Origin of the sequence: Mycolicibacterium tusciae (genome assembly GCF_002086795.1) — a bacterium.
In the GTDB taxonomy this organism is placed as follows: domain Bacteria; phylum Actinomycetota; class Actinomycetes; order Mycobacteriales; family Mycobacteriaceae; genus Mycobacterium; species Mycobacterium tusciae.
Genome location: NZ_MVIM01000021.1, coordinates 81,387 through 99,642 on the forward strand (window position 1 = coordinate 81,387; position 18,256 = coordinate 99,642).

Below are 18,256 nucleotides of genomic sequence, written 5' to 3' on the forward strand. Positions count from 1 at the left end.
TATTCGGAGCGGGGGCCGCTCCGGATGGGTGAGGTGGTACCCGCTAGGTCGGGGACGATTCCCAGGAACGCGCCGCCGCGACCAGCCCCTGTACCAACGTCGAAGTCGCGGGGGAGAGGCCGTCGTCACCGGGCAGCTGGCTGCGCGGGCTGATGCCCCGCACCCGCGGCGTGAGTTCGAGCTGTGTGCCGCCCCGGCGCACACGGTTCACCGGGTTGTCCGGGTGCAGGCCCCGCAGCTCACGGGGTATGGCGTCGATGTCGGTGACCACCTGGTACCCCGGCACGGTGACGTGATGCGCGAGATGTTCGGCCAGTCGGCGGTTGCGGCCGCCGGCGAGCAGTTGCGTGCTGCGACCGATGCGGCCGTAGCCATGCAGCGCCACCACCACGTCGACATGGTCGAGGAACTCGGCCAGTCGTTCGGACTCCGCGGGGTCATAGCGCGCCGATGACAGGTGGTGCGGGTAGCGGTCGGGGTGACGCACCACATACAGCGACGCATCGGCGGCATCTGCGGCGCGCTCGGCGATGACGTCGGTCATCTGCTCCAGGCCGCCGCCGTGGAAGGCCATGAACCCGAACCGCGACCGCAGAGTCAGTTCTTCGACGATGCCGGGGTCCGCGAGTAGCTCCGAAAGTGATTGTGGTGCAGGTGAACTCGAACTAGCAGTGCTCCCGGGCCACCGGGTTGGATCCCATCGCCTCAGGAAGTCGATCCAGCGCTGCGGAAGGCCGTGCTGCAGTGCGCCGTCGACGACGCGTTCGAGATAGCCCGGCCGCGGCGGGCCCGGTTCGACGCGGTGATCGATGTACACCCACGCCTGGTACGGGCCGTCGTCGGTGTGCACGGTGAGGCGGTCGCGGCGATACCGCACCGGAACACCTTCTGCGCTGTCGAGGGTCGCGAGGTCGGTATCGGTCAGCTGCCACACGACGCCGTGTACCTGCGAGCCGTCGAACTGTTCGACGGTCGCCACACCGCGCTCGTTGATCAGCCAGTCGTGGTCGGCCAGCGTCGCCGGCCGCGGGTCGACAGCGCCGGGGCACCGCCGCGCCATCTGCCGAACGCACAGGTTCGACCCGTAGGCGAAGTAGGTATGCCGCATCAGCCCTTGATGGTGAGATAGATGAGCACCACATTCAGCACTGTAATCAACGCGGCGACCAGCCAGCCAAGAGCAGTGGTCACTCGATGGTTGGTGTCGTCGCCCATCACTGCGCGGTCGCTGGTAAGCCGCACCAGAGGAATCAGCGCAAATGGGATACCGAACGACAGCACCACCTGGGACAACACTAGCGCGCGGCTCGGATCGACGCCCACCGCCAAGATCACCAGTGCGGGCACCAGGGTGATGAGCCGTCGGGCCACCATCGGAATCGACACGTGGAGCAGGCCCTGCATGATCATCTGGCCTGCATATGCGCCCACCGACGAGGACGCGAGACCCGACGCCAGCAGTCCGATCGCGAACAGCAGGGCGACCGTCGGGCCCAGTGTGTCGTTGACCGCGGCGTGGGCACCCTCGATCGAGTCGGTGTTGTCGCGGCCCTGCAGGTTCGTCGCCGCCACGAGCAGCATCGAGAGGTTTACCGCACCCGCGACGACCATCGCGATTCCGACGTCCCAGCGGGTGACGCGCAGCAGCATCCGGCGCATCGGACCGGGATCGGGGTGACCGTGGCGGTCGCGGGTGAGACCGGAGTGTAGATAGACCGCGTGCGGCATCACGGTCGCTCCGAGCATTGCCGCGGCGAGCAGCACGCTCTCGGTGCCCGCGAACATCGGCACCAGTCCGGCGGCAGCCTCGCTCGCGGGCGGCGCTGCGACGAACAGGCTGGTGCAGAACCCGATTGCGATGACCAGCAGCAGGCCGGTGATGACCCGCTCGAACATCTGCTGGCCGCGGCGGTCCTTGATCACCAAGAGCAACAGCGAGACGGCTCCGGTGATCACGCCACCGGTGAGCAGTGGGAGATCGAAAAGCAGGTACAGCGCGATGGCTCCGCCCACCACCTCGGCGAGATCCGTTGCCATCGCGACCAATTCGGCTTGCAGCCAGTAGCCCAGCCGAGTCGAGCGTCGCATCCTGCTGCCGACGGCTTCGGGCAACGACTGACCGCTCACGAGACCGAGCTTCGCCGACAGGTACTGCACCAGGCACGCCATGATGTTGGCCACCACGATGACCCACACCAGCAGGAAGCCGAACTGCGCGCCCGCACTGACGTTGGCGGCGACATTGCCCGGGTCGACGTAGGCGATGGCGGCGACGAACGCCGGTCCGAGCAGCAACCAGCTCGGCCGCAACCGCACGTCAGCGTCCTGTGCCACCAACCCACCTTCTATCGGAACGGCGAATAGAAAAGTTAGGTTAGCCGAAATCTCTGCCGACGCGAAACTAGCGCAGCGTCACCAGCCCCAGCCGCCGAGGCTGATGACCAGGCCGCCGCCTCCCCAGTAGGGTCCCCAGCCGCCGCCGTTGCTGATCGGTGGCGGTGAGGTGACGATCTGTGAGCTGCCGTTGGTCTGGCACTGTGTCGTGTTCGGGCCGGTGTTGATGCATTCGGGTGCGGCCGCAGCGGCCGGAGCGAGGGCAACGGCGCATGCGCCTGCCATCGCGAAAACCGTTGCGGTATAACGAAGTCTTGACGACATGATTGGGCCTCCTTCAGGCCGCGAGAAGTGGAGTCAGCGGCCGCCGTGGCCGCCACCACCCTCGCCAAAACCGCCACCACCAAAGCCCTGCGAAAGCAATGTCAGACAGCGAATGTCAATTCGCACGGGTGGCTCCTAGGCCGTGCCCAAGACCCCGGTCAGGGGAAGAACAAGCCGGGCTCGCCCCACATGTCACCCCACGGACCGACGTACTCCTGCTGGGCGGGTGTGTCGTTGATCTGCACATTGCCCGGCGTTGCGCACTCGGTCGAGGAGCCGCCGAGGGCTGCGGAGCCGCCCTCGTTGACGCACTGTGGGAGGAGACCCGACGCCTGCGGACGCTGTTCCTGTGCTGGCGCAGGTGCAGGTGCAGGTGCAGGTTCGGGCGCCGGTTGGGCGCTGGCCGCGGGGGCGACCACGATCGCGGCCGCTGCCCCGGCAGCGGCGAAGAGCGGAGTAAGGATTCGAAGTGTGGTCCGCATAGGCGCGCCCTTCTTTACTGTGTCCCCGGCTTATTGCACAGAGTACAACCCTTTTCCGGTGATCAGGGGTAGGTCGAGGGTGGTCCTGATGCCGGCCGGCGCGGCGACCACGGCGGGGATCGCGTTGACGACGCGGGCGGCCGTTGCGACCAGTCCGGCGTGGTTGTGATCGCCGTTGGGACTGCTGAGGCAGAGGTCAAGAGCGTAGGAAGGCTCACCGGTGATCTCGATGCGGTAGGAGCCGCCCTCCTGCGCCGGCTGCGGCCAGTCAGGCCGCAAGTCGTCGCGCAACCGAGTGACGTGTTCGAGTACGACGGCCACCTTGCCGTCCTTCTTCCCCTGGACCTCGAAGCGCAGCGCCGCCGCGGTGCCCTTCTCGACATGACCGGACGCGATGTCGAAATCCTCGGGGGCGGGCTCGCGTACGTAGGTCTCGGTCACCTCGTCCAGTTCGACGCCGATGCCCGCGGCCAGCTGCCGAACCACCGAACCCCACGCGAGGCTCAGCACCCCCGGCTGCAAGAGCATCGGAAGGTCGTCGAGCGACTGCCCGAAGCCCATCACGTCGAACATCACGGTGGCGCTGTCGTAGGTGTCGTAGTTGATGATCTCCATGCACCGGATCTGCTCGATGCTCTGGCACGTTCCGGCCAGTGCGAGCGGAAGCAGGTCGTTGGCGAACCCAGGGTCGATGCCGTTAACAAATATGCTGGCGTTGCCCTCCTTCGCCGCATCCTCGATCGGTTTGAGGAGTTCGTCGGGAATCACACCCCATGGGTATTGGAGGAACACCGCGCTGCTGGCGACCACGTTGACGCCCGCGGCCAAGATGCGCCGGTGGTCCTCCAACGCTTCGGGCAGACGGTTGTCGGCCATCGCGGTGTACACCGCACAGTCCGGTTTGGTCGCCAGAACGGCGTCGAGATCGGTCGTGGCGGTGATTCCCGTCGAAACATCAAGTCCGGCAAGCTCTCCGGCGTCCTTACCGGCCTTGGAATCCGACGACACCCACACCCCGGTCAGCTCGAACTGCGGATCGTTGATCAGCTGGGTCAGAGCGTGCCGGCCGACGTTGCCGGTGCCGATCGCTGCTGCTTTGATACTCAAGAGTTGCTCCTCACAGATCCGGGATGGGCAGGTCGAGGTTCGGGAAGGTGAGACCGCCGTCGACCTCGAGTGTCTTGCCGGTCAGGTAGGAGCCTGCGGGGGAGGCGAGGTACACGGCCGCTGCGGCGATGTCCTCGGGTTGGCCCAATCTGCGCATGGGCGTGGCCTTTTCCATCGGTGCGCGCAGTTCGTCGTTGGAGGCGACCACGTCGAGCGCCGAGGTGAGGATCGAACCGGGGGCGATCGCGTTGACGCGAATCTTGGGGCACAAGTCCAAAGCGGTGAGCCGGGTGTAATGCGCGAGCGCGGCCTTGGCGGTGCCGTATGCGGCGAATCCGCGACCGGCTTCGCGGCCCATCGTCGACGTGATGTTGATGATGCTCCCGCCACCGGAATGCTCGAGCATCAGCGGAACGGCGGCGACGGTAAGCGCGTGCGCGGTGGCCACATTGAAGGTGAAGGCGTCACGCAGGTCCTTGGTAGAGGTGGTCAGCAATGTGTTGGGCATGGTGCCGCCGACGTTGTTCACGACGATGTCTAGTTTGCCGAAGGCCTCGATGGCCTCGCCCGCGAGCTTGGCGGTGTCCTCAGGGTGGGCGAGATCGGCGACCACGACGTGGGCTTTGCGACCGACACCCTTGATCTGCTCGGCCACCTCTTCGAGTTGCGATTGCGTGCGGGCGGCAATGACCACGTCAGCCCCGGCTTCCGCGAATGCCAGCGCCATCGCCGCGCCGAGGCCGCGGCCAGCGCCGGTCACCACCGCGACGTGGTCGTCCAGCCGAAATCTGTCCAGTATCACAATTGTTTCCTTCCGTCGCCCGGGCGAACCTTAGCAAGCCTAGACAGCGCCGGTAAGGACTTTCTGAAACACGTTCTACTTTGGTCAGGGGCTGTGGCGGTAGTAGGCGGCCGGGCCGTGTGCCGGTCGTTCGACAGACCGCTACTTCAAGCGACTCTCGCCTCGACAAGGCTGTATGGAGACGCGGTCGGTATGACGCGCGTCATCTCGAGTCCGCTTCGGCGCAGCAGGTCGCGATACTCGTCGGCACTGCGCTCACGGGCGCTTCCGCCGAGCAACATCTCCAGATCGGCCCACTTGCCGATGAAGTCGCGGTCGTGTTCGGGAATCACGAGTTCCACCAACACGACTCGGGCCGCGGAGCCGACAGAAGCGCGGACCGTGCGAAGGATCTCGACCGCCTGATCGTCAGGCCAATCATGAATGATGTGCTTCATGAGGTAGACGTCGCCGTCGGCCGGGACCTTCTCGAAGAACGACCCGCCGTCGATGCGGACACGGTCGGCTACTCCCGCTTTCTCCAGCAGCGCAGGCGCGTTCGCGACCACCTGCGGCAGGTCGTAGAGCACACCGCGGGCCCCAGGCGTGGCAGCCAGGACGGAAGCGAGCAGCCGGCCGTGTCCACCCCCCACATCGACGATCGTCGAGCCGCCGCTGAAGGGGTATGCGGCAACGACGAAGTCCTCGGACAAACCCGAAATGTTGGTCATGGTTTCGTTGAACAGCGCAGCGAGTTCGGGCTCGTCGTCGAGGTACTCGAAGAAGTCTTTGCCGCGTAGCCGCGGGATACTTGCTTGGCCCGTCCGGATCGAGTCGACGAGCATGCTCCAGTGTTCGCGGTGCTGTGGCGAGCCGTAGTACTTCGCGGCTGCGGCCATGGACTGCGGCGCGTCGGACCGCAAGGTGTCGGCAAGAGTATTGAGCGCGTAGCGGCCACGGCGGTCCTGACGGAATACGCCGCGTCCGATGAGAGCTCGTAACAGCCTGCGGAGCGCGTCGGGGTCGGCGTCGACGCGACGCGCCAAGTCCTCGATGGACAGCGGACCCGAAGCGAGAGCGTCGGCGACGCCCAGCTGCGCGGCGGCCTGGATCGCCTGCGACGTCCACGCCGCCAGGATCAGTTCCACCATCGCCACCGGGGCAGGCGCAAGCCGGAGATGCAGTCGATTGACGTGATGCCTTACGCGCTCGACGACTCTCGCGAGTCCAGGGGGAACGGTAGTCATGGCGGCCTCCATGCTAATTTGGATAGAGCACCGTATATTGGATATAGCGAACTATAAGGAAGTAGAGGATCAGTGTCAACAGCTTCCGAATCGAAGCCCCGTCGCAGGTACGACAACAGCCGCAGGCGCGCCGACGCCGAAGCCCGCCAACGCAGCATCATCGAGGCGGCCACCGAGTTGTTCGTCAAGCAGGGTTTCGGTCCGACGACGATCGATCAGATCGCCACCGCGGCCGATGTGTCGGCGCAGACCATCTATGCGACCTACGGTTCCAAAGCCGCTGTCCTCTTCCGCGCCATCGAGATCGCCGTCGCCGGCGATTACGATGAGGCCCCGCTCATGGATTTCGCGCCCGATCTCGCGGAGCTGTCCGAGCATCGTTCACAGTTCGCCGCCGCCGCGCATTTCGTGCGTGAAATGCATGACCGCGTCGCGGGGCTCATGCGGGTGATGGAGGGGGCCGCCTCGGCTGATCCCAGTCTCGAGGAAAGGCGCACAGACCTACTTCGCCAGATTCGATCCGCGGTTTCGGTGTGGATCTCGCAGATCGGATCGGAGGCGCTGCGGCCCGGCCTGTCCGAGGATCAAGCGACCGACGTGGCGTTCACCGTGCAGGCGCCGCACCTGTATTCGATCTACACAGCCGATTTGGGCTGGACGCCGGACCAATACGAGCAGTGGCTCGCGCACGCACTGCCCCGCCTCTTGCTGCGTCCAGAACTTCTGACCGAATGACGGCTACTTCTTGGCGGCGGCTTTCTTGGCCGCCTTCTTGGCGGGCGCTTTCTTCGCCGCTTTTTTCGCGGGCGCCTTCTTGGCCGGGGCCTTCTTCGCCGCCTTCTTGGCAGGGGTGTCCGAACCGCCTTCGCGGCGGGCCTTGACGCTGGCCTCCAGCTTCGCCAGCAGATCCGAGACGTCCTCGGTCTCGTCGAGCTCCTTCGGCTGCTCCTCGGTCGTAAACGCTTCGCCGCCTTCGAGTTTGGCCTGAATCAGCTCGTGCAGCTGTTCCTGGTAGTCATCGTGATAGCGGTCGGGCTTGAAGTCGTCGGTCATCGACTCGACGACCTGGCTCGCCATCTTGAGCTCGGCGGGCTTGATGTCGACCTTCGTGTCGAGCGACGGGAAGTCAGGATCGCGGATCTCGTCGGGCCACAGCAGCGTCTGGATCACCATGACATCGCGCTTTGAGAAGTCCTGCACCCGCAGTGCAGCCAGCCGCGTCTTGTTCCGCAGCGCGAAGTGCACGATCGCGACCCGGTCGGTATCCATCAGCGTCTTGGCCAGCAGCACGTACGACTTCGACGACTTGCCCTCCGGTTCGAGGAAGTAGCTCTTGTCGTACATCATCGGATCGATGTCGCTGGCGGGAACGAACTCCAGCACCTCGATCTCACGGCTGCGTTCCTCGGGCAAGGTCGCGATGTCGTCGTCGGTGATGATCACCGTCTGACCGTCGTCGGATTCGTAGGCCTTCGCGATGTCGCGGAACTCGACGACCTCGCCGCACACCTCGCAGACGCGCTTGTACCGGATGCGTCCGTTGTCCTTCTCGTGCACCTGGTGGAACTTGACGTCGTGGTCTTCGGTCGCGCTGTAGACCTTGACCGGGACGTTCACCAGACCGAAGGCGATTGAACCCTTCCATATGGAGCGCATAAACCCACGTTAGCCGGGTCGGGGCGGCCGCGGGCCGGAGCTCGCCGCTGCAGCCTCACGTGTTGCGCGATCGGGGAGGTCGGCACCGGCACGGCCCACGGTCAGCGCCGACGAGAGCGCTGCCGTCGCAACTACCGAGTTGAGCGCATCGAGACCGATGGCGCGCAGGTCGTGGCGTCTTTCGGCGCCCAGCAGATTCAACTCCCACAGCGCATCGATCAGCCCGGTCATGAACGCATCGCCGGCGCCCACGGTGTCGACGACGTCGACCGGGAGGGCGGCGATCCGCGCCGTACCCGCGTCGCACATCGCGAAGGCGCCGCGATCGCCCATCGTCACCGCGACGATCGACGGGCCCAGGGTCAGCCACGTCCGGGCGATCTGTTTGGCCGAGCGATTCGGGCCAATCCAGCGCAGGTCCTCATCGCTGGCCTTGACCACGTCGCACTTCTCGAGGAGCCGGTCGATGCGGCCCCTCGTGGCGTCACCGTCTTCGATCAGCGCCGGCCGCACGTTGGGATCGAAGGTGATCGTTGCCGACGGGTGGTACGCATCCAGTAGTGCCGCGGTTGCCCGGCAGCCCGGCTCGTGCCAGCTCGCGATCGATCCCGTGTGCGCGACGAGCGGCGGTGTGACCTCCGGAGTGCCCGCAAGCTGCCAGTCGATGTCGAAGGTGTACTGCGCCGAACCGTCTTTGTCGAGCGTGGCGACGGCGGTCGGGGTGTGGTCGGCGGACATACTGCCCGAAACGAGTTGTACTCCAGAGCTTTCGACGTACTCGGCGATTCGTCTTCCGCGCGCATCGTCGCCGATGTGGGTGAGGAAGTCGACTCCCCGACCCAGCCGAGCCAACCCCACCGCCACGTTGAGCGGGCTACCCCCGACGTGCTCGGTCGGGACGGCGTCTCGCGCGCTGGTGGATGCTCGCTCGACGATGTCGATCAGCGCCTCGCCGATCACCAGCGCTCTCATCGCGAATCCTTGCGAAGCAACGTTTCGAGCGTTGCCCGCGCTCCGTCGCGGTGCAGCGATTCCAGTGCCCATACATAGGCCTCGACGAACCGCGAATCGTTGGCGAGGTCGCCGAACACCTCAGCGTTCTCGATGAACGCAGTCGGGTTCGTTCGTTGCGACTTCGCCAGCGGGACAAGGGTATCGGCCAGTTGGTCTTGAACGTCGATCGGCTCACCCTGCTCGTCGACACCTTCGGCGTACCGCGCCCAGCTGGCCACGGTGGCGGCGGACAGCCGAATCGGTGCATCCGTTCTCAGGTTCTCCCTGATCACCGGAAGCAGCCATTTGGGGATACGGTCGGACGAGCCGTAGCACAGCCGCGCAATCGTGTCCTTGACACCAGGATTGGCGAACCGCTCGATCAGTGTCCGTTTGTAGTCCGGCAGGTCGATACCAGGCACCGGCTTCAGCGTCGGGGTGGCTTCCTCGTCCATGTACGACATCAGGAACTCGGCGAACAGCGGATCACCCGCGGCATCGTGCACCAGCCGGTATCCCGCCAGATATGCGAAGTAGCACAGACTTTGGTGGCTGGCGTTGAGCAACCGCAGCTTCATCAACTCGTACGGCGTGACGTCGTCGACCATCAGCACGTCGACCTTCTCCAACGGCGGACGACCAACGGAGAAGTCGTCTTCGAGCACCCATGAGGTGAATGGTTCCGCGACCACCGGCCACTGGTCGTCGACGCCGAATTCGTCCTTGACGGTGGCGATCACGTCGGGTGTCGTGACCGGGGTGATGCGGTCCACCATCGAGTTCGGGAACGTGGTGTGCGCGGTCATCCACTCGCCGAGGCCGGGGTGGACACGGTCGGCGTAGGTGGTGAACGCATGCCGGGCGACGTCACCGTTGCCCTCGATGTTGTCGCACGACACGATCGTCGGTGAGGCGATGCCGCGGTCGCGCCGACGTGCCAGCGCCTCCGCGACGAGACCGAATACGCTTTCGGGTCCCGCCCCGTCGATGTTGTAACCGCCCTCGGTGATGGTCAGCGAGATGATGCGGGTGCTGGGTGCGGCGAGCAGTTCGATCACCGACTCGGGATCGTCGGGCGCGTATCGATAGTCGATGATCGATCCGATCACCCGCGCAGTGCGAGTGCCGTCGGGGTTCTCGAGCAGCAGCGTGTACAGCCCGTCCTGCGCGGCCATCACGTCGGCCATCTTGCGGTCGGCCGCCATGACACCGACGCCGCAGATCCCCCAGTCTTTGGCGAGGCCCATCTCGAGAAGCCGGTCGATGTACATCGCCTGGTGGGCGCGGTGGAAGCCGCCGACCCCGAAATGCACTATGCCCACGCTGATCTCGTGGCGATCATAGCTAGGCCTGCTGACTGTCATGACACCGTCACCACCGACTTGACGCTACCCGGGATCCGGTCTGAGTCCAGTGCCTCGGCGGCCTTCTCCAGGGGGAAGCGGGCGGTCACCATGGCGTCGAGGTCGACGCGCCCGGATTCCACCAGCGCGATCGCCGTCGGCCACGTGTTGGCGTACCGGAACACCCCCGTCAGCACCAGCTCACGATTCTGGATCAACTGCGTGGGCAGTTCCATGGATTCGGCTCCTGAACCGACGAGGACGATCCGTCCCGCGGGACGTACGGCGTGGATGCCGGCGGCGACGGCAGCCGCGGCACCGGACGCATCGATGAATGCGTCGACCGCCAGATCGTCATTGCTCCCGGCGGTGGGGTCCACGGTTGTGGTGGCGCCGAACGCCAAGGCCCGGTCGCGACGGGTCGGGTCGGGATCGCTGACGACGATTTCCGTTGCGCCATAGGCCCTGGCGAGCTGGGTCAGCACGATGCCGATGGGTCCGGCGCCTGCGATGAGCACTCGCGATCGACCGTCGAGTTCGGCCTTGCGGATCGCGGCGATGCCGACGGACAACGGTTCACACAGCGCCGCGGCATCGTCGGACATCGAGTCCGGTACCGGGTGCGCGAATTCCGCACCGATGGTCACGTACTCGCAGAGTGCGCCGTCGACCGGCGGGGTGGCGAAAAACTGCATATGCGGACACAGGTTGTAGTGACCGCGCCGCGTCTCGTCGCTGTCGGGGTCGGGCCGCTGCGGTTCGATCGATACCCGCTGACCGATACGCGACGGGTCGACCGAATCGCCGACGCCGACGATGGTGCCCGCCGCCTCGTGTCCGAGGACCAGGGGCTTTTCCACGACGAAGCCACCCACCCGGCCATGCCGGTAGTAATGCGTGTCCGAGCCGCAGACACCCACCGACGAGACCTGTATCAGCACATCACCGGCCCGCGGCGTCGGTACCGGTCGCTGCTCCATTTCGATGCGGCCCGGCTCGATGAGTACAGCGGTCCGCATCCGGGTATCAGGCGAAAGTGTTGTGTGCGTCACACTCAACATGTTAGCGTTATGAGCATCTACTCGCACCCCTGAGCAAATGCTCACACGGTTGAGGGAAAGTGGGGCGCATTACGTGACCGCTTCGACGTCGAACGGTGAGGTCGCCAGGCCGGCTGCGCAGAGTCGTGCCGGGGCGCCCGAGGACCTTCGGCTCGCGCTGCGCGCGGCAACGCTGTACTACCTCGACGGCCTGACGCAGGCCGAGATCGCGGCCCGTCTCGGCGTCTCACGCCCCACCGCGGGCCGGTTGGTGGCCAGGGCGAAGGCCAAAGGCCTCGTGCGAATCGAAGTCGTCGTACCGCCGGATCTGCGTGACAACCTGCACGCCGACGAGGAGCGCGAGCTCGAACGCTGCTTCGGCCTCACCGAGGCCGTGGTGGCCGGACACGGTGTCGACGTCGGAGCGCCCGGGCGTCCGGCCGCGTACGCGAGCGTGGGTCGCGCCGCGGCCGCACTGCTGATGCGCCGGCTCTCGCCGGAGGATGTCCTCGGATTCACCTGGGGCCCAGAGCAGGTCGCGGTGGCCACCGGGCTGCTGCCCGGCGTCGCCAGCTGCCGGGCCGTGGTGCAGCTGGACGGCGCCATGTCCACCGCGGCCTACCAGACCGGTACCGAGCTGATCCTCAGCCGGTGCGCAGACGTGTTGCGCGCCAGCGCGATCCGGCTGCCCGCCCCCCTCTATGCTGATCCTTCGACCGTCGCATCGATGCGCAGCGACTCGGTGATCTCGCGGACGCTCGAGGCGGGCAGGCGTGCCGACGTCATGGTATTCGGCGTGGGCGCGGTTTCGACCTCCACGACGCTGTTCGAAGGCAGTTATCTGGACACCCGCATGCTCGACGAGCTGATCTCGCTGGGCGCCGTGGGGGAGATCGGCGGACGCTTCTTCGACGCCGACGGCGCGCCCGTGGACACCGAACTGCAGCAGCGCGCGGTCTCCGTCCCGCTCGAGGACATCCGCCGCTGCCAGAAGACGCTGCTGATCTCCAGCGGCGTCACCAAGTATCCCGCCACGCTCGGCGCACTACGCGGAAATCTGGCCAGGCTACTGGTCTGTGACATCGATTGTGCCCGTTGGCTACTGGCCCAAGCATGATCCAGCGAAAGGTGATGTGATGGTGAAAGCGCTCAAGCGATGGGCTGCATTGACCGCCGTGGCGGGGTTGACGCTGACGGCCGTCGGCTGTTCCGGCGCGGGCAGCCTTGGTGCCTCGGGTGATCAGGTGACGATCGCGCTGGTGTCCAATTCTCAGATGACGGATGCCCAACAGCTGTCGTCGGATTTCGAGAAGAAGAATCCGGGCACGAAGCTGAAGTTCGTCACGCTGTCGGAGAACCAGGCGCGCGCCAAGATCACCATGTCGGCCGCGATGGGCGGCAGCGAATTCGACGTGGTCATGATCAGCAACTTCGAAACCCCGCAATGGGCGCGCGACGGCTGGCTGGTGAACCTGTCGGACTACATCGAGAACACGCCGGGATACGACCCCGACGACTTCATCCCGTCGCTGCGGGAGTCGCTGTCGTATGAGGGCGACATGTACTCGGTGCCGTTCTATGGCGAGTCGTCGTTTCTGATGTACCGCAAGGATTTGTTCGAACAGGCCGGCATCGAGGTCAACCAGGACCCGAACTACCAGCCGCAGTGGCAAGAGGTCGCCGACTGGGCGAGAAAGTTGAAGACCGACGACCGGGCGGGGATATGCCTGCGCGGCAAGCCGGGTTGGGGTGAGGTGCTGGCGCCACTGGACACCGTGATCAACACGTTCGGTGGCCGGTGGTTCGACGAGCAGTGGAACGCGCGGCTGGACAGCCCCGAGGTGAAGGAAGCTGTCAACTTCTATGTCGACACACTCAACAGCGCGGGCGAACTCGGAGCGTCGTCGACGGGATTCCAGGAGTGCGCCAACCTGTTCGGTCAGGGCCAGACGGCCATGTGGTACGACGCGACGTCGGCCGTTTCGGTACTCGAGGACCCAAAGTCCTATCCGGAACTGCAGGGCAAGATCGGTTACCTGCCCGCCCCCATCGTCGTCAAGCCGAACTCGGGGTGGCTCTACACCTGGTCGCTGGGAATTCCGAAGGGAGCGAAGAACCCCGACGGCGCGTGGAAGTTCATCTCATGGATGACCAGCAAGGAATACCTGAGAATGGTTGGCGAGAAACTCGGCTGGGCACGCGTGCCACCGGGTAGCAGGACGTCGACCTACACGGAATTGCCGGAATACGAGGCGATTTCGAAGGCATACGGCCCATTGACGTTGCAGTCGATCAGGAACGCGACGCCGAATGACCCGACGGTGAAACCTGTTCCTTACACCGGCGTGCAGTTCGTCGGGATCCCCGAGTTCCAGGATCTCGGGACGAGAGTGAGCCAGCAGATCAGCGCCGCAATCGCCGGACAGAAGTCGGTCGAAGACGCGCTCGCACAATCACAGGAATACGCCGAAGTCGTCGGCCGCACATATCAGGAGAAGTGATGACCGTTACCGCTGATGCCGCGGCCGAGGCCGACGAAAGGGCCGTGGCCGAGAGAGTTCGAAAAATTCGGGAGGCCCAAGACGTCGGCGTGAGCCGCGCCGAGGGTTGGCGGCGGCGCGGGCCGTTGCTTCCCGCCCTGATCTTCATGATCGCCGTCACGCAGATCCCGTTCCTGCTCACGCTCTACTACTCGACACTGTCGTGGAACCTGGTGCGTCCCGGCTCACGGCAGTTCGTCGGCCTGCAGAACTACATCGCCGTCGCCAAGGACAGCCAATTCTGGTCGGTCGCCCTCAACACCGTCATTCTCATCGTCGTCGTGGTATTGATCTCGGCGTTCTTCGGCCTGTTACTCGCGTTGCTCTTGGACAGGGCATTTCTCGGACGCGGCGTGGTCCGAACCCTGTTGATAACGCCGTTTCTCGTCACACCCGTTGCGGCAGCATTGATCTGGAAGACCACCATCCTCGACGCCACAAACGGCATCCTCAACTGGCTGCTGTCGCTGGTGGGCATAGGGCCGGTCGACTGGATCGGCCAGTTCCCGCTCACCATGGTGATGGTTGTCCTGATCTGGCAGTGGACGCCGTTCATGATGTTGTTGATCCTCGCCGGCCTCCAGTCGATGCCTCGCGACATCCTGGAGGCCGGTCGAGTCGACGGTGCGGGCGCGTTCCAACTCTTCCGCGAGTTGACGCTGTCCCACCTTCGACGCTTCATCGAGTTGGGCGTGGTGCTCGGCGCGATCTATCTGGTCAACACCTTCGACACCATCTACATGTTGACCCAGGGTGGTCCGGGTATCGCCAGTGCGAACCTGCCGTTCTACATCTATCAGCGCGCGTTCCTCGGCTTCGACATGGGCGAGGCCGCGGCGATGGGTGTGGTGGTGGTGATCTTCACGATCATCATCGCGAACTTCGCGCTTCGACTGATCTTCAAATCGTTCACCGGCAAGGAAGAGGCAGCCTGATGACGACGACAATTGAGAAGGACACGGCCACCGCGACTTCGGCCGCACCGTCAAAGAAGAAGTCCCGGAAGTTCAGCCCATGGGGTGTAGTGGCATGGATCGTTGGACTCGGCTTCTTCTTCCCGGTTTTCTGGATGGTGTTGACCGCCTTCAAATCCGAGGCCGATGCGGCGACGAGTCCGCCTAAGCTCTTCTTCACCCCTACGCTGGACCAATTCAACGCGGTATTCGAACAGGGTATCGGCCCGGCTTTTTTGAACTCGCTGTTCGCCACCGGGATCTCGACGCTGTTGGTATTGCTACTCGGTGTGCCTGCCGCGTTCGCGCTGTCGTTGCGTCCGGTGAAAAAGACGCAGGACGCACTGTTCTTCTTCATGAGCACCAAGATGCTGCCGATCGTCGCGGTGATCCTGCCGCTGTACGTGATCGTTTCCAACATCGGTCTGCTGGACAACATCTGGGCGCTGGTCATTCTCTACACGGCGATGAACCTGCCGATCGCGGTGTGGATGATGAGGTCATTCTTCCTGGAGGTGCCCGGTGAACTGCTCGAGGCGGCCAGCCTGGATGGCGCAAGCCTGTGGCGGTCGGTGCGCGAGGTCATCTTGCCGCTGGTCTCGCCCGGCATCGCCGCTACCGCGCTGATCTGTGTGATTTTCGCCTGGAACGAGTTCTTCTTCGCGGTGAACCTGACCGCGGTTAACGCTCAGACCATGCCGGTGTACCTGGTCGGCTTCATCGCCGGTCAGGGTCAGTACTGGGCCGTGTTGTCGGCGGCCGCAACCATGGCTGCGCTTCCCGTGGTCCTGTGCGGGTGGGTCGCCCAGAACAAGCTGGTGCGCGGACTTTCGTTCGGCGCGATCAAGTAACCGTCAAAAAGCAACCAGGAGAAGATCAATGGCATCGATCACCTACAAGAACGCGTCGTGCATCTACCCGGGCTCCGACAAGCTCGCGGTGGACTCGCTCAACCTCGACATCTCCGACGGCGAGTTCGTCGTGCTGGTCGGTCCTTCGGGTTCGGGCAAGAGCACCGCGCTGCGCATGCTCGCCGGACTCGAGGACATCGACGAGGGCCACATCGAGATCGGCGGCAAGAACATGGTCGGCGTGCCGTCCAAGGACCGCGATATCGCGATGGTGTTCCAGAACTACGCGCTGTACCCGAACAAGACCGTCGCCGAGAACATGGGTTTCGCGCTGAAGCTGCGCGGCGTGTCCGCCGACGAGCGTCGCAAGAAGGTCGAGGAAGCGGCGAAGATCCTGGATCTGACCGAGTTCCTGGACCGCAAACCGGCCAAGCTGTCCGGCGGTCAGCGGCAGCGCGTCGCGATGGGCCGCGCCATCGTGCGTGAGCCACAAGTGTTTTGCATGGACGAGCCGCTGTCGAATCTCGACGCCAAACTCCGGGTGCAAACGCGCACCCAGATCGCGGCGCTGCAAAGGCGTCTGGGCACCACCACCGTCTACGTCACGCACGATCAGGTCGAGGCGATGACGATGGGCGACCGGGTTGCCGTACTGCGGTTCGGCAAGCTGCAGCAGTTCGCATCGCCGAACGAGCTCTATGACCGGCCGGCCAACGCCTTCGTCGCAGGCTTCATCGGTTCACCCGCAATGAACCTCGTGACGCTGCCCGTCGCGGCCGAAGGCGTCAAGATCGGTGATTCCGTATTGGAACTCGAGCGTGACGATCTGACCAAGCTGAGCGACGCGGGCCTATCGGAGGTCACTTTCGGTATCCGGCCCGAACAGCTCGAGATCTCCGAGTCCGACGGCGTCGAGGTCGTGGTCGACCTGGTCGAGGATCTCGGCAGTGAGGCGTATGTGTACACGCACGCAGGTTCGGGCGTGGAACTCGTCGCGCGGTGCAACCCACGCACGGCGCCCAGGCTGGCCGACACGGTGCGACTGCGTAAGAACCCCGAAGGCGCGGTGCATCTGTTCGACCCCGAGTCTGGTGAGCGCCTGAATTAGCATGCGTGCGCCGTCCGGCGGGCAGGAGCGGAGCGACCGGGGATTAACCCAGTTCCGGCTCCGGGCACCGACTCCCGGTCTGCTGGGGCTCCCGTGGGACCGGCCGCTTCACGACTGGACGGTTCCCGACGTTCCGTTGCGCGACATCGCGGTGGGGCCCAGCCGTCACCTGGTGAAGTTCGTCGACGCCGACGGTGCGCTGTGGGCGGTCAAGGACATGCCGCCGCGGATCGCGGCCAAAGAGTACGGCATCCTGCGGCGGCTCGAGGAGATGGGCCTGCCCGCGGTGCGTCCCGCCGGTGTGGTGGTGCAGCCCGAATTCGACACCGCGATCCTGGTTACCCGCTATCTCGAAGGGTCTTGGCAGTATCGCCGGTTGTTCATGCGGCTGCCGCCGGACCAACCGAAACATCGTGCGCGGCTGCTGGACGGAATGGCCGGTCTTCTGGTGGAACTGCACCGGCACGGTGTGTTCTGGGGTGACTGCTCGCTGGCGAACACATTGTTCTCCCGCGACGGGCAGCTGCTGCAGGCGTGGCTGGTCGACGCTGAAACCTCGGAAGTCCACCCGAGTTTGAGTAGGGGACAACGCGAGCACGACCTCGACATCATGGTCGAGAACGTCGCGATGGGAATGGTCGACCTTGCCGAGCGGCTTGGACAGACGGCCCTGGAGGACGTGCTGATCTCCGAGGTCCAGGACACCAGGGCTCGCTATGACATGCTGTGGGACGCACTGCACGCCGAGCCCGTCTTCGGGTTCACCGATCGCTACCGCGTCGAGGGGACGGTGCGGAAACTGAACGACCTCGGCTTCGCGGTCGACGAAGTGTCGCTGCAGCCGATCGAGGCGGGCAAGCTCAAACTCCGTGTTGCTGTGGGTGATCGGCGCTACCATGCGCAACGTCTGCAGGAGCTCGCGGGACTGGATGTGGGCGAGGGGCAGGCCCAGATCTTGCTTGGCGATCTGCTCGCGTATCAGGCGCAGTTGTGCCGGGAGGAGGGCCACGAAGTCGACGAGCGCACCGCCGCAAGGTTGTGGGTCATCGAAGTGTTGACCCCGTACGAGCGGCTGGCCCACGACGTCGTCGGCAACAAGGGCACCCCGATCCAGGCGTACTGCGATCTGCTCGAAGTCCGCTGGCTGCTGAGCGAACGGGCGGGTCACGATGTGGGCACCAACGCAGCGCTCGCCGCGCTACATGGGGACGTGATCCCCACTGACTCGGCGGCAAAGGTGGCGGTCGCCGAGACGCCGACGGAGCCTTTTGAGGTGCTGGCGATCGACGACGATTGAGCGACATTCGAGCGACAATGTCGCTCGAATTCGATTGCATGACAACGCTTTAGGTTCTTAGAGATCTCTTCGGAAATTTTCTAGAGAGTTCTTAGAGTTCGAACCTATGTTCGAGACATGAGTGCTCCACTGACTCAAACTTCTTGTCATGTTCGTCGGGTTAAGACTGGCGGCATGTCAGAAGGAGTGTCAGATGACGA

The 18,256-nt window shown here is 64.7% G+C and carries 18 protein-coding genes; 7 read left to right on the forward strand and 11 right to left on the reverse strand.

What is annotated here, in order from left to right; genetic code table 11:
* Positions 1 to 43: 43 nt before the first annotated feature.
* The 7 genes from BST47_RS26835 to BST47_RS26865 form a co-directional block, all read right to left on the reverse strand.
* Positions 44 to 1,108: a poly-gamma-glutamate hydrolase family protein gene (locus BST47_RS26835; RefSeq protein ID WP_107529102.1), complete on the reverse strand. Its 1,065-nt coding sequence runs from the start codon at positions 1,106 to 1,108 to the stop codon at positions 44 to 46.
* Complete coding sequence (locus BST47_RS26840) at positions 1,108 to 2,334, reverse strand: Nramp family divalent metal transporter (RefSeq protein ID WP_083128861.1); 1,227 nt, start codon at positions 2,332 to 2,334, stop codon at positions 1,108 to 1,110. The genes BST47_RS26835 and BST47_RS26840 overlap by 1 nt, the downstream gene beginning before the upstream one ends.
* Before the next feature lie 78 nt (positions 2,335 to 2,412).
* On the reverse strand, positions 2,413 to 2,658 hold the full coding sequence (locus tag BST47_RS26845) for a hypothetical protein (protein ID WP_083128862.1): 246 nt from the start codon (positions 2,656 to 2,658) through the stop codon (positions 2,413 to 2,415).
* A gap of 158 nt (positions 2,659 to 2,816) precedes the next feature.
* Positions 2,817 to 3,140 carry a hypothetical protein gene (locus BST47_RS26850; RefSeq protein WP_083128863.1) on the reverse strand — a complete coding sequence of 108 codons (324 nt, stop codon included), beginning with the start codon at positions 3,138 to 3,140 and terminating at the stop codon, positions 2,817 to 2,819.
* 30 nt (positions 3,141 to 3,170) lie between these two features.
* The gene (locus BST47_RS26855; protein ID WP_083128864.1) at positions 3,171 to 4,247 is read right to left on the reverse strand and encodes an NAD(P)H-dependent amine dehydrogenase family protein; all 1,077 of its coding nucleotides are present in this window, start codon (positions 4,245 to 4,247) and stop codon (positions 3,171 to 3,173) included.
* A 10-nt stretch (positions 4,248 to 4,257) separates the two neighbouring features.
* Positions 4,258 to 5,049: an SDR family oxidoreductase gene (locus BST47_RS26860; RefSeq protein ID WP_083128865.1), complete on the reverse strand. Its 792-nt coding sequence runs from the start codon at positions 5,047 to 5,049 to the stop codon at positions 4,258 to 4,260.
* A gap of 146 nt (positions 5,050 to 5,195) precedes the next feature.
* Positions 5,196 to 6,275, reverse strand: coding sequence for a methyltransferase (locus tag BST47_RS26865; protein ID WP_083128885.1), 1,080 nt, complete (start codon positions 6,273 to 6,275; stop codon positions 5,196 to 5,198).
* 72 nt (positions 6,276 to 6,347) lie between these two features.
* Between BST47_RS26865 and BST47_RS26870 the strand changes: the two genes are divergently transcribed.
* Positions 6,348 to 7,010: a TetR/AcrR family transcriptional regulator gene (locus BST47_RS26870; RefSeq protein WP_083128866.1), complete on the forward strand. Its 663-nt coding sequence runs from the start codon at positions 6,348 to 6,350 to the stop codon at positions 7,008 to 7,010.
* A gap of 3 nt (positions 7,011 to 7,013) precedes the next feature.
* Here the strand turns inward: BST47_RS26870 and ku are convergent, their stop codons facing one another.
* The 4 genes from ku to BST47_RS26890 are packed head-to-tail and all read right to left on the reverse strand — an operon-like array spanning position 7,014 to position 11,286.
* Positions 7,014 to 7,931, reverse strand: a complete 918-nt coding sequence (ku, locus tag BST47_RS26875) for a non-homologous end joining protein Ku (protein WP_083128867.1) — start codon at positions 7,929 to 7,931, stop codon at positions 7,014 to 7,016.
* A gap of 9 nt (positions 7,932 to 7,940) precedes the next feature.
* Positions 7,941 to 8,903 carry a carbohydrate kinase family protein gene (locus BST47_RS26880; RefSeq protein WP_083128868.1) on the reverse strand — a complete coding sequence of 321 codons (963 nt, stop codon included), beginning with the start codon at positions 8,901 to 8,903 and terminating at the stop codon, positions 7,941 to 7,943.
* A complete protein-coding gene (locus BST47_RS26885; RefSeq protein WP_083128869.1) occupies positions 8,900 to 10,288 on the reverse strand; it encodes a mannitol dehydrogenase family protein in 1,389 nt (462 codons plus the stop codon). The genes BST47_RS26880 and BST47_RS26885 overlap by 4 nt, the downstream gene beginning before the upstream one ends.
* The gene (locus tag BST47_RS26890) at positions 10,285 to 11,286 is read right to left on the reverse strand and encodes an NAD(P)-dependent alcohol dehydrogenase (protein ID WP_083128870.1); all 1,002 of its coding nucleotides are present in this window, start codon (positions 11,284 to 11,286) and stop codon (positions 10,285 to 10,287) included. Before BST47_RS26890 ends, BST47_RS26885 begins: the two co-directional genes overlap by 4 nt.
* Before the next feature lie 115 nt (positions 11,287 to 11,401).
* On the opposite strand from BST47_RS26890, the gene BST47_RS26895 reads away from it, so the two are divergent.
* The 6 genes from BST47_RS26895 to BST47_RS26920 are packed head-to-tail and all read left to right on the forward strand — an operon-like array spanning position 11,402 to position 18,056.
* On the forward strand, positions 11,402 to 12,424 hold the full coding sequence (locus BST47_RS26895; protein ID WP_207568708.1) for a sugar-binding transcriptional regulator: 1,023 nt from the start codon (positions 11,402 to 11,404) through the stop codon (positions 12,422 to 12,424).
* 19 nt (positions 12,425 to 12,443) lie between these two features.
* Positions 12,444 to 13,808 carry an ABC transporter substrate-binding protein gene (locus tag BST47_RS26900; RefSeq protein ID WP_107529104.1) on the forward strand — a complete coding sequence of 455 codons (1,365 nt, stop codon included), beginning with the start codon at positions 12,444 to 12,446 and terminating at the stop codon, positions 13,806 to 13,808.
* Complete coding sequence (locus BST47_RS26905; protein WP_083128871.1) at positions 13,808 to 14,782, forward strand: carbohydrate ABC transporter permease; 975 nt, start codon at positions 13,808 to 13,810, stop codon at positions 14,780 to 14,782. The genes BST47_RS26900 and BST47_RS26905 overlap by 1 nt, the downstream gene beginning before the upstream one ends.
* Positions 14,782 to 15,651, forward strand: coding sequence for a carbohydrate ABC transporter permease (locus BST47_RS26910; protein WP_083128872.1), 870 nt, complete (start codon positions 14,782 to 14,784; stop codon positions 15,649 to 15,651). Before BST47_RS26905 ends, BST47_RS26910 begins: the two co-directional genes overlap by 1 nt.
* 28 nt (positions 15,652 to 15,679) lie before the next feature.
* Positions 15,680 to 16,759: an ABC transporter ATP-binding protein gene (locus tag BST47_RS26915; protein WP_083128873.1), complete on the forward strand. Its 1,080-nt coding sequence runs from the start codon at positions 15,680 to 15,682 to the stop codon at positions 16,757 to 16,759.
* 1 nt (position 16,760) lies between these two features.
* Entirely contained in the window at positions 16,761 to 18,056 is a 1,296-nt protein-coding gene (locus tag BST47_RS26920) for a DUF4032 domain-containing protein (RefSeq protein WP_083128874.1), read from the forward strand.
* Positions 18,057 to 18,256: the final 200 nt, after the last annotated feature.

Coding starts and splice junctions, on each gene's coding strand:
- BST47_RS26835 (WP_107529102.1), bottom strand. CDS start 1,108: ATGCGGCATACCTACTTCGCCTACGGGTCGAACCTGTGCGTTCGGCAG.
- BST47_RS26915 (WP_083128873.1), top strand. CDS start 15,680: ATGGCATCGATCACCTACAAGAACGCGTCGTGCATCTACCCGGGCTCC.
- BST47_RS26845 (WP_083128862.1), bottom strand. CDS start 2,658: ATGTCGTCAAGACTTCGTTATACCGCAACGGTTTTCGCGATGGCAGGC.
- BST47_RS26910 (WP_083128872.1), top strand. CDS start 14,782: ATGACGACGACAATTGAGAAGGACACGGCCACCGCGACTTCGGCCGCA.
- BST47_RS26905 (WP_083128871.1), top strand. CDS start 13,808: ATGACCGTTACCGCTGATGCCGCGGCCGAGGCCGACGAAAGGGCCGTG.
- ku (WP_083128867.1), bottom strand. CDS start 7,931: ATGCGCTCCATATGGAAGGGTTCAATCGCCTTCGGTCTGGTGAACGTC.
- BST47_RS26900 (WP_107529104.1), top strand. CDS start 12,444: ATGGTGAAAGCGCTCAAGCGATGGGCTGCATTGACCGCCGTGGCGGGG.
- BST47_RS26885 (WP_083128869.1), bottom strand. CDS start 10,288: ATGACAGTCAGCAGGCCTAGCTATGATCGCCACGAGATCAGCGTGGGC.
- BST47_RS26865 (WP_083128885.1), bottom strand. CDS start 6,275: ATGACTACCGTTCCCCCTGGACTCGCGAGAGTCGTCGAGCGCGTAAGG.
- BST47_RS26880 (WP_083128868.1), bottom strand. CDS start 8,903: ATGAGAGCGCTGGTGATCGGCGAGGCGCTGATCGACATCGTCGAGCGA.
- BST47_RS26850 (WP_083128863.1), bottom strand. CDS start 3,140: ATGCGGACCACACTTCGAATCCTTACTCCGCTCTTCGCCGCTGCCGGG.
- BST47_RS26890 (WP_083128870.1), bottom strand. CDS start 11,286: ATGCGGACCGCTGTACTCATCGAGCCGGGCCGCATCGAAATGGAGCAG.
- BST47_RS26920 (WP_083128874.1), top strand. CDS start 16,761: ATGCGTGCGCCGTCCGGCGGGCAGGAGCGGAGCGACCGGGGATTAACC.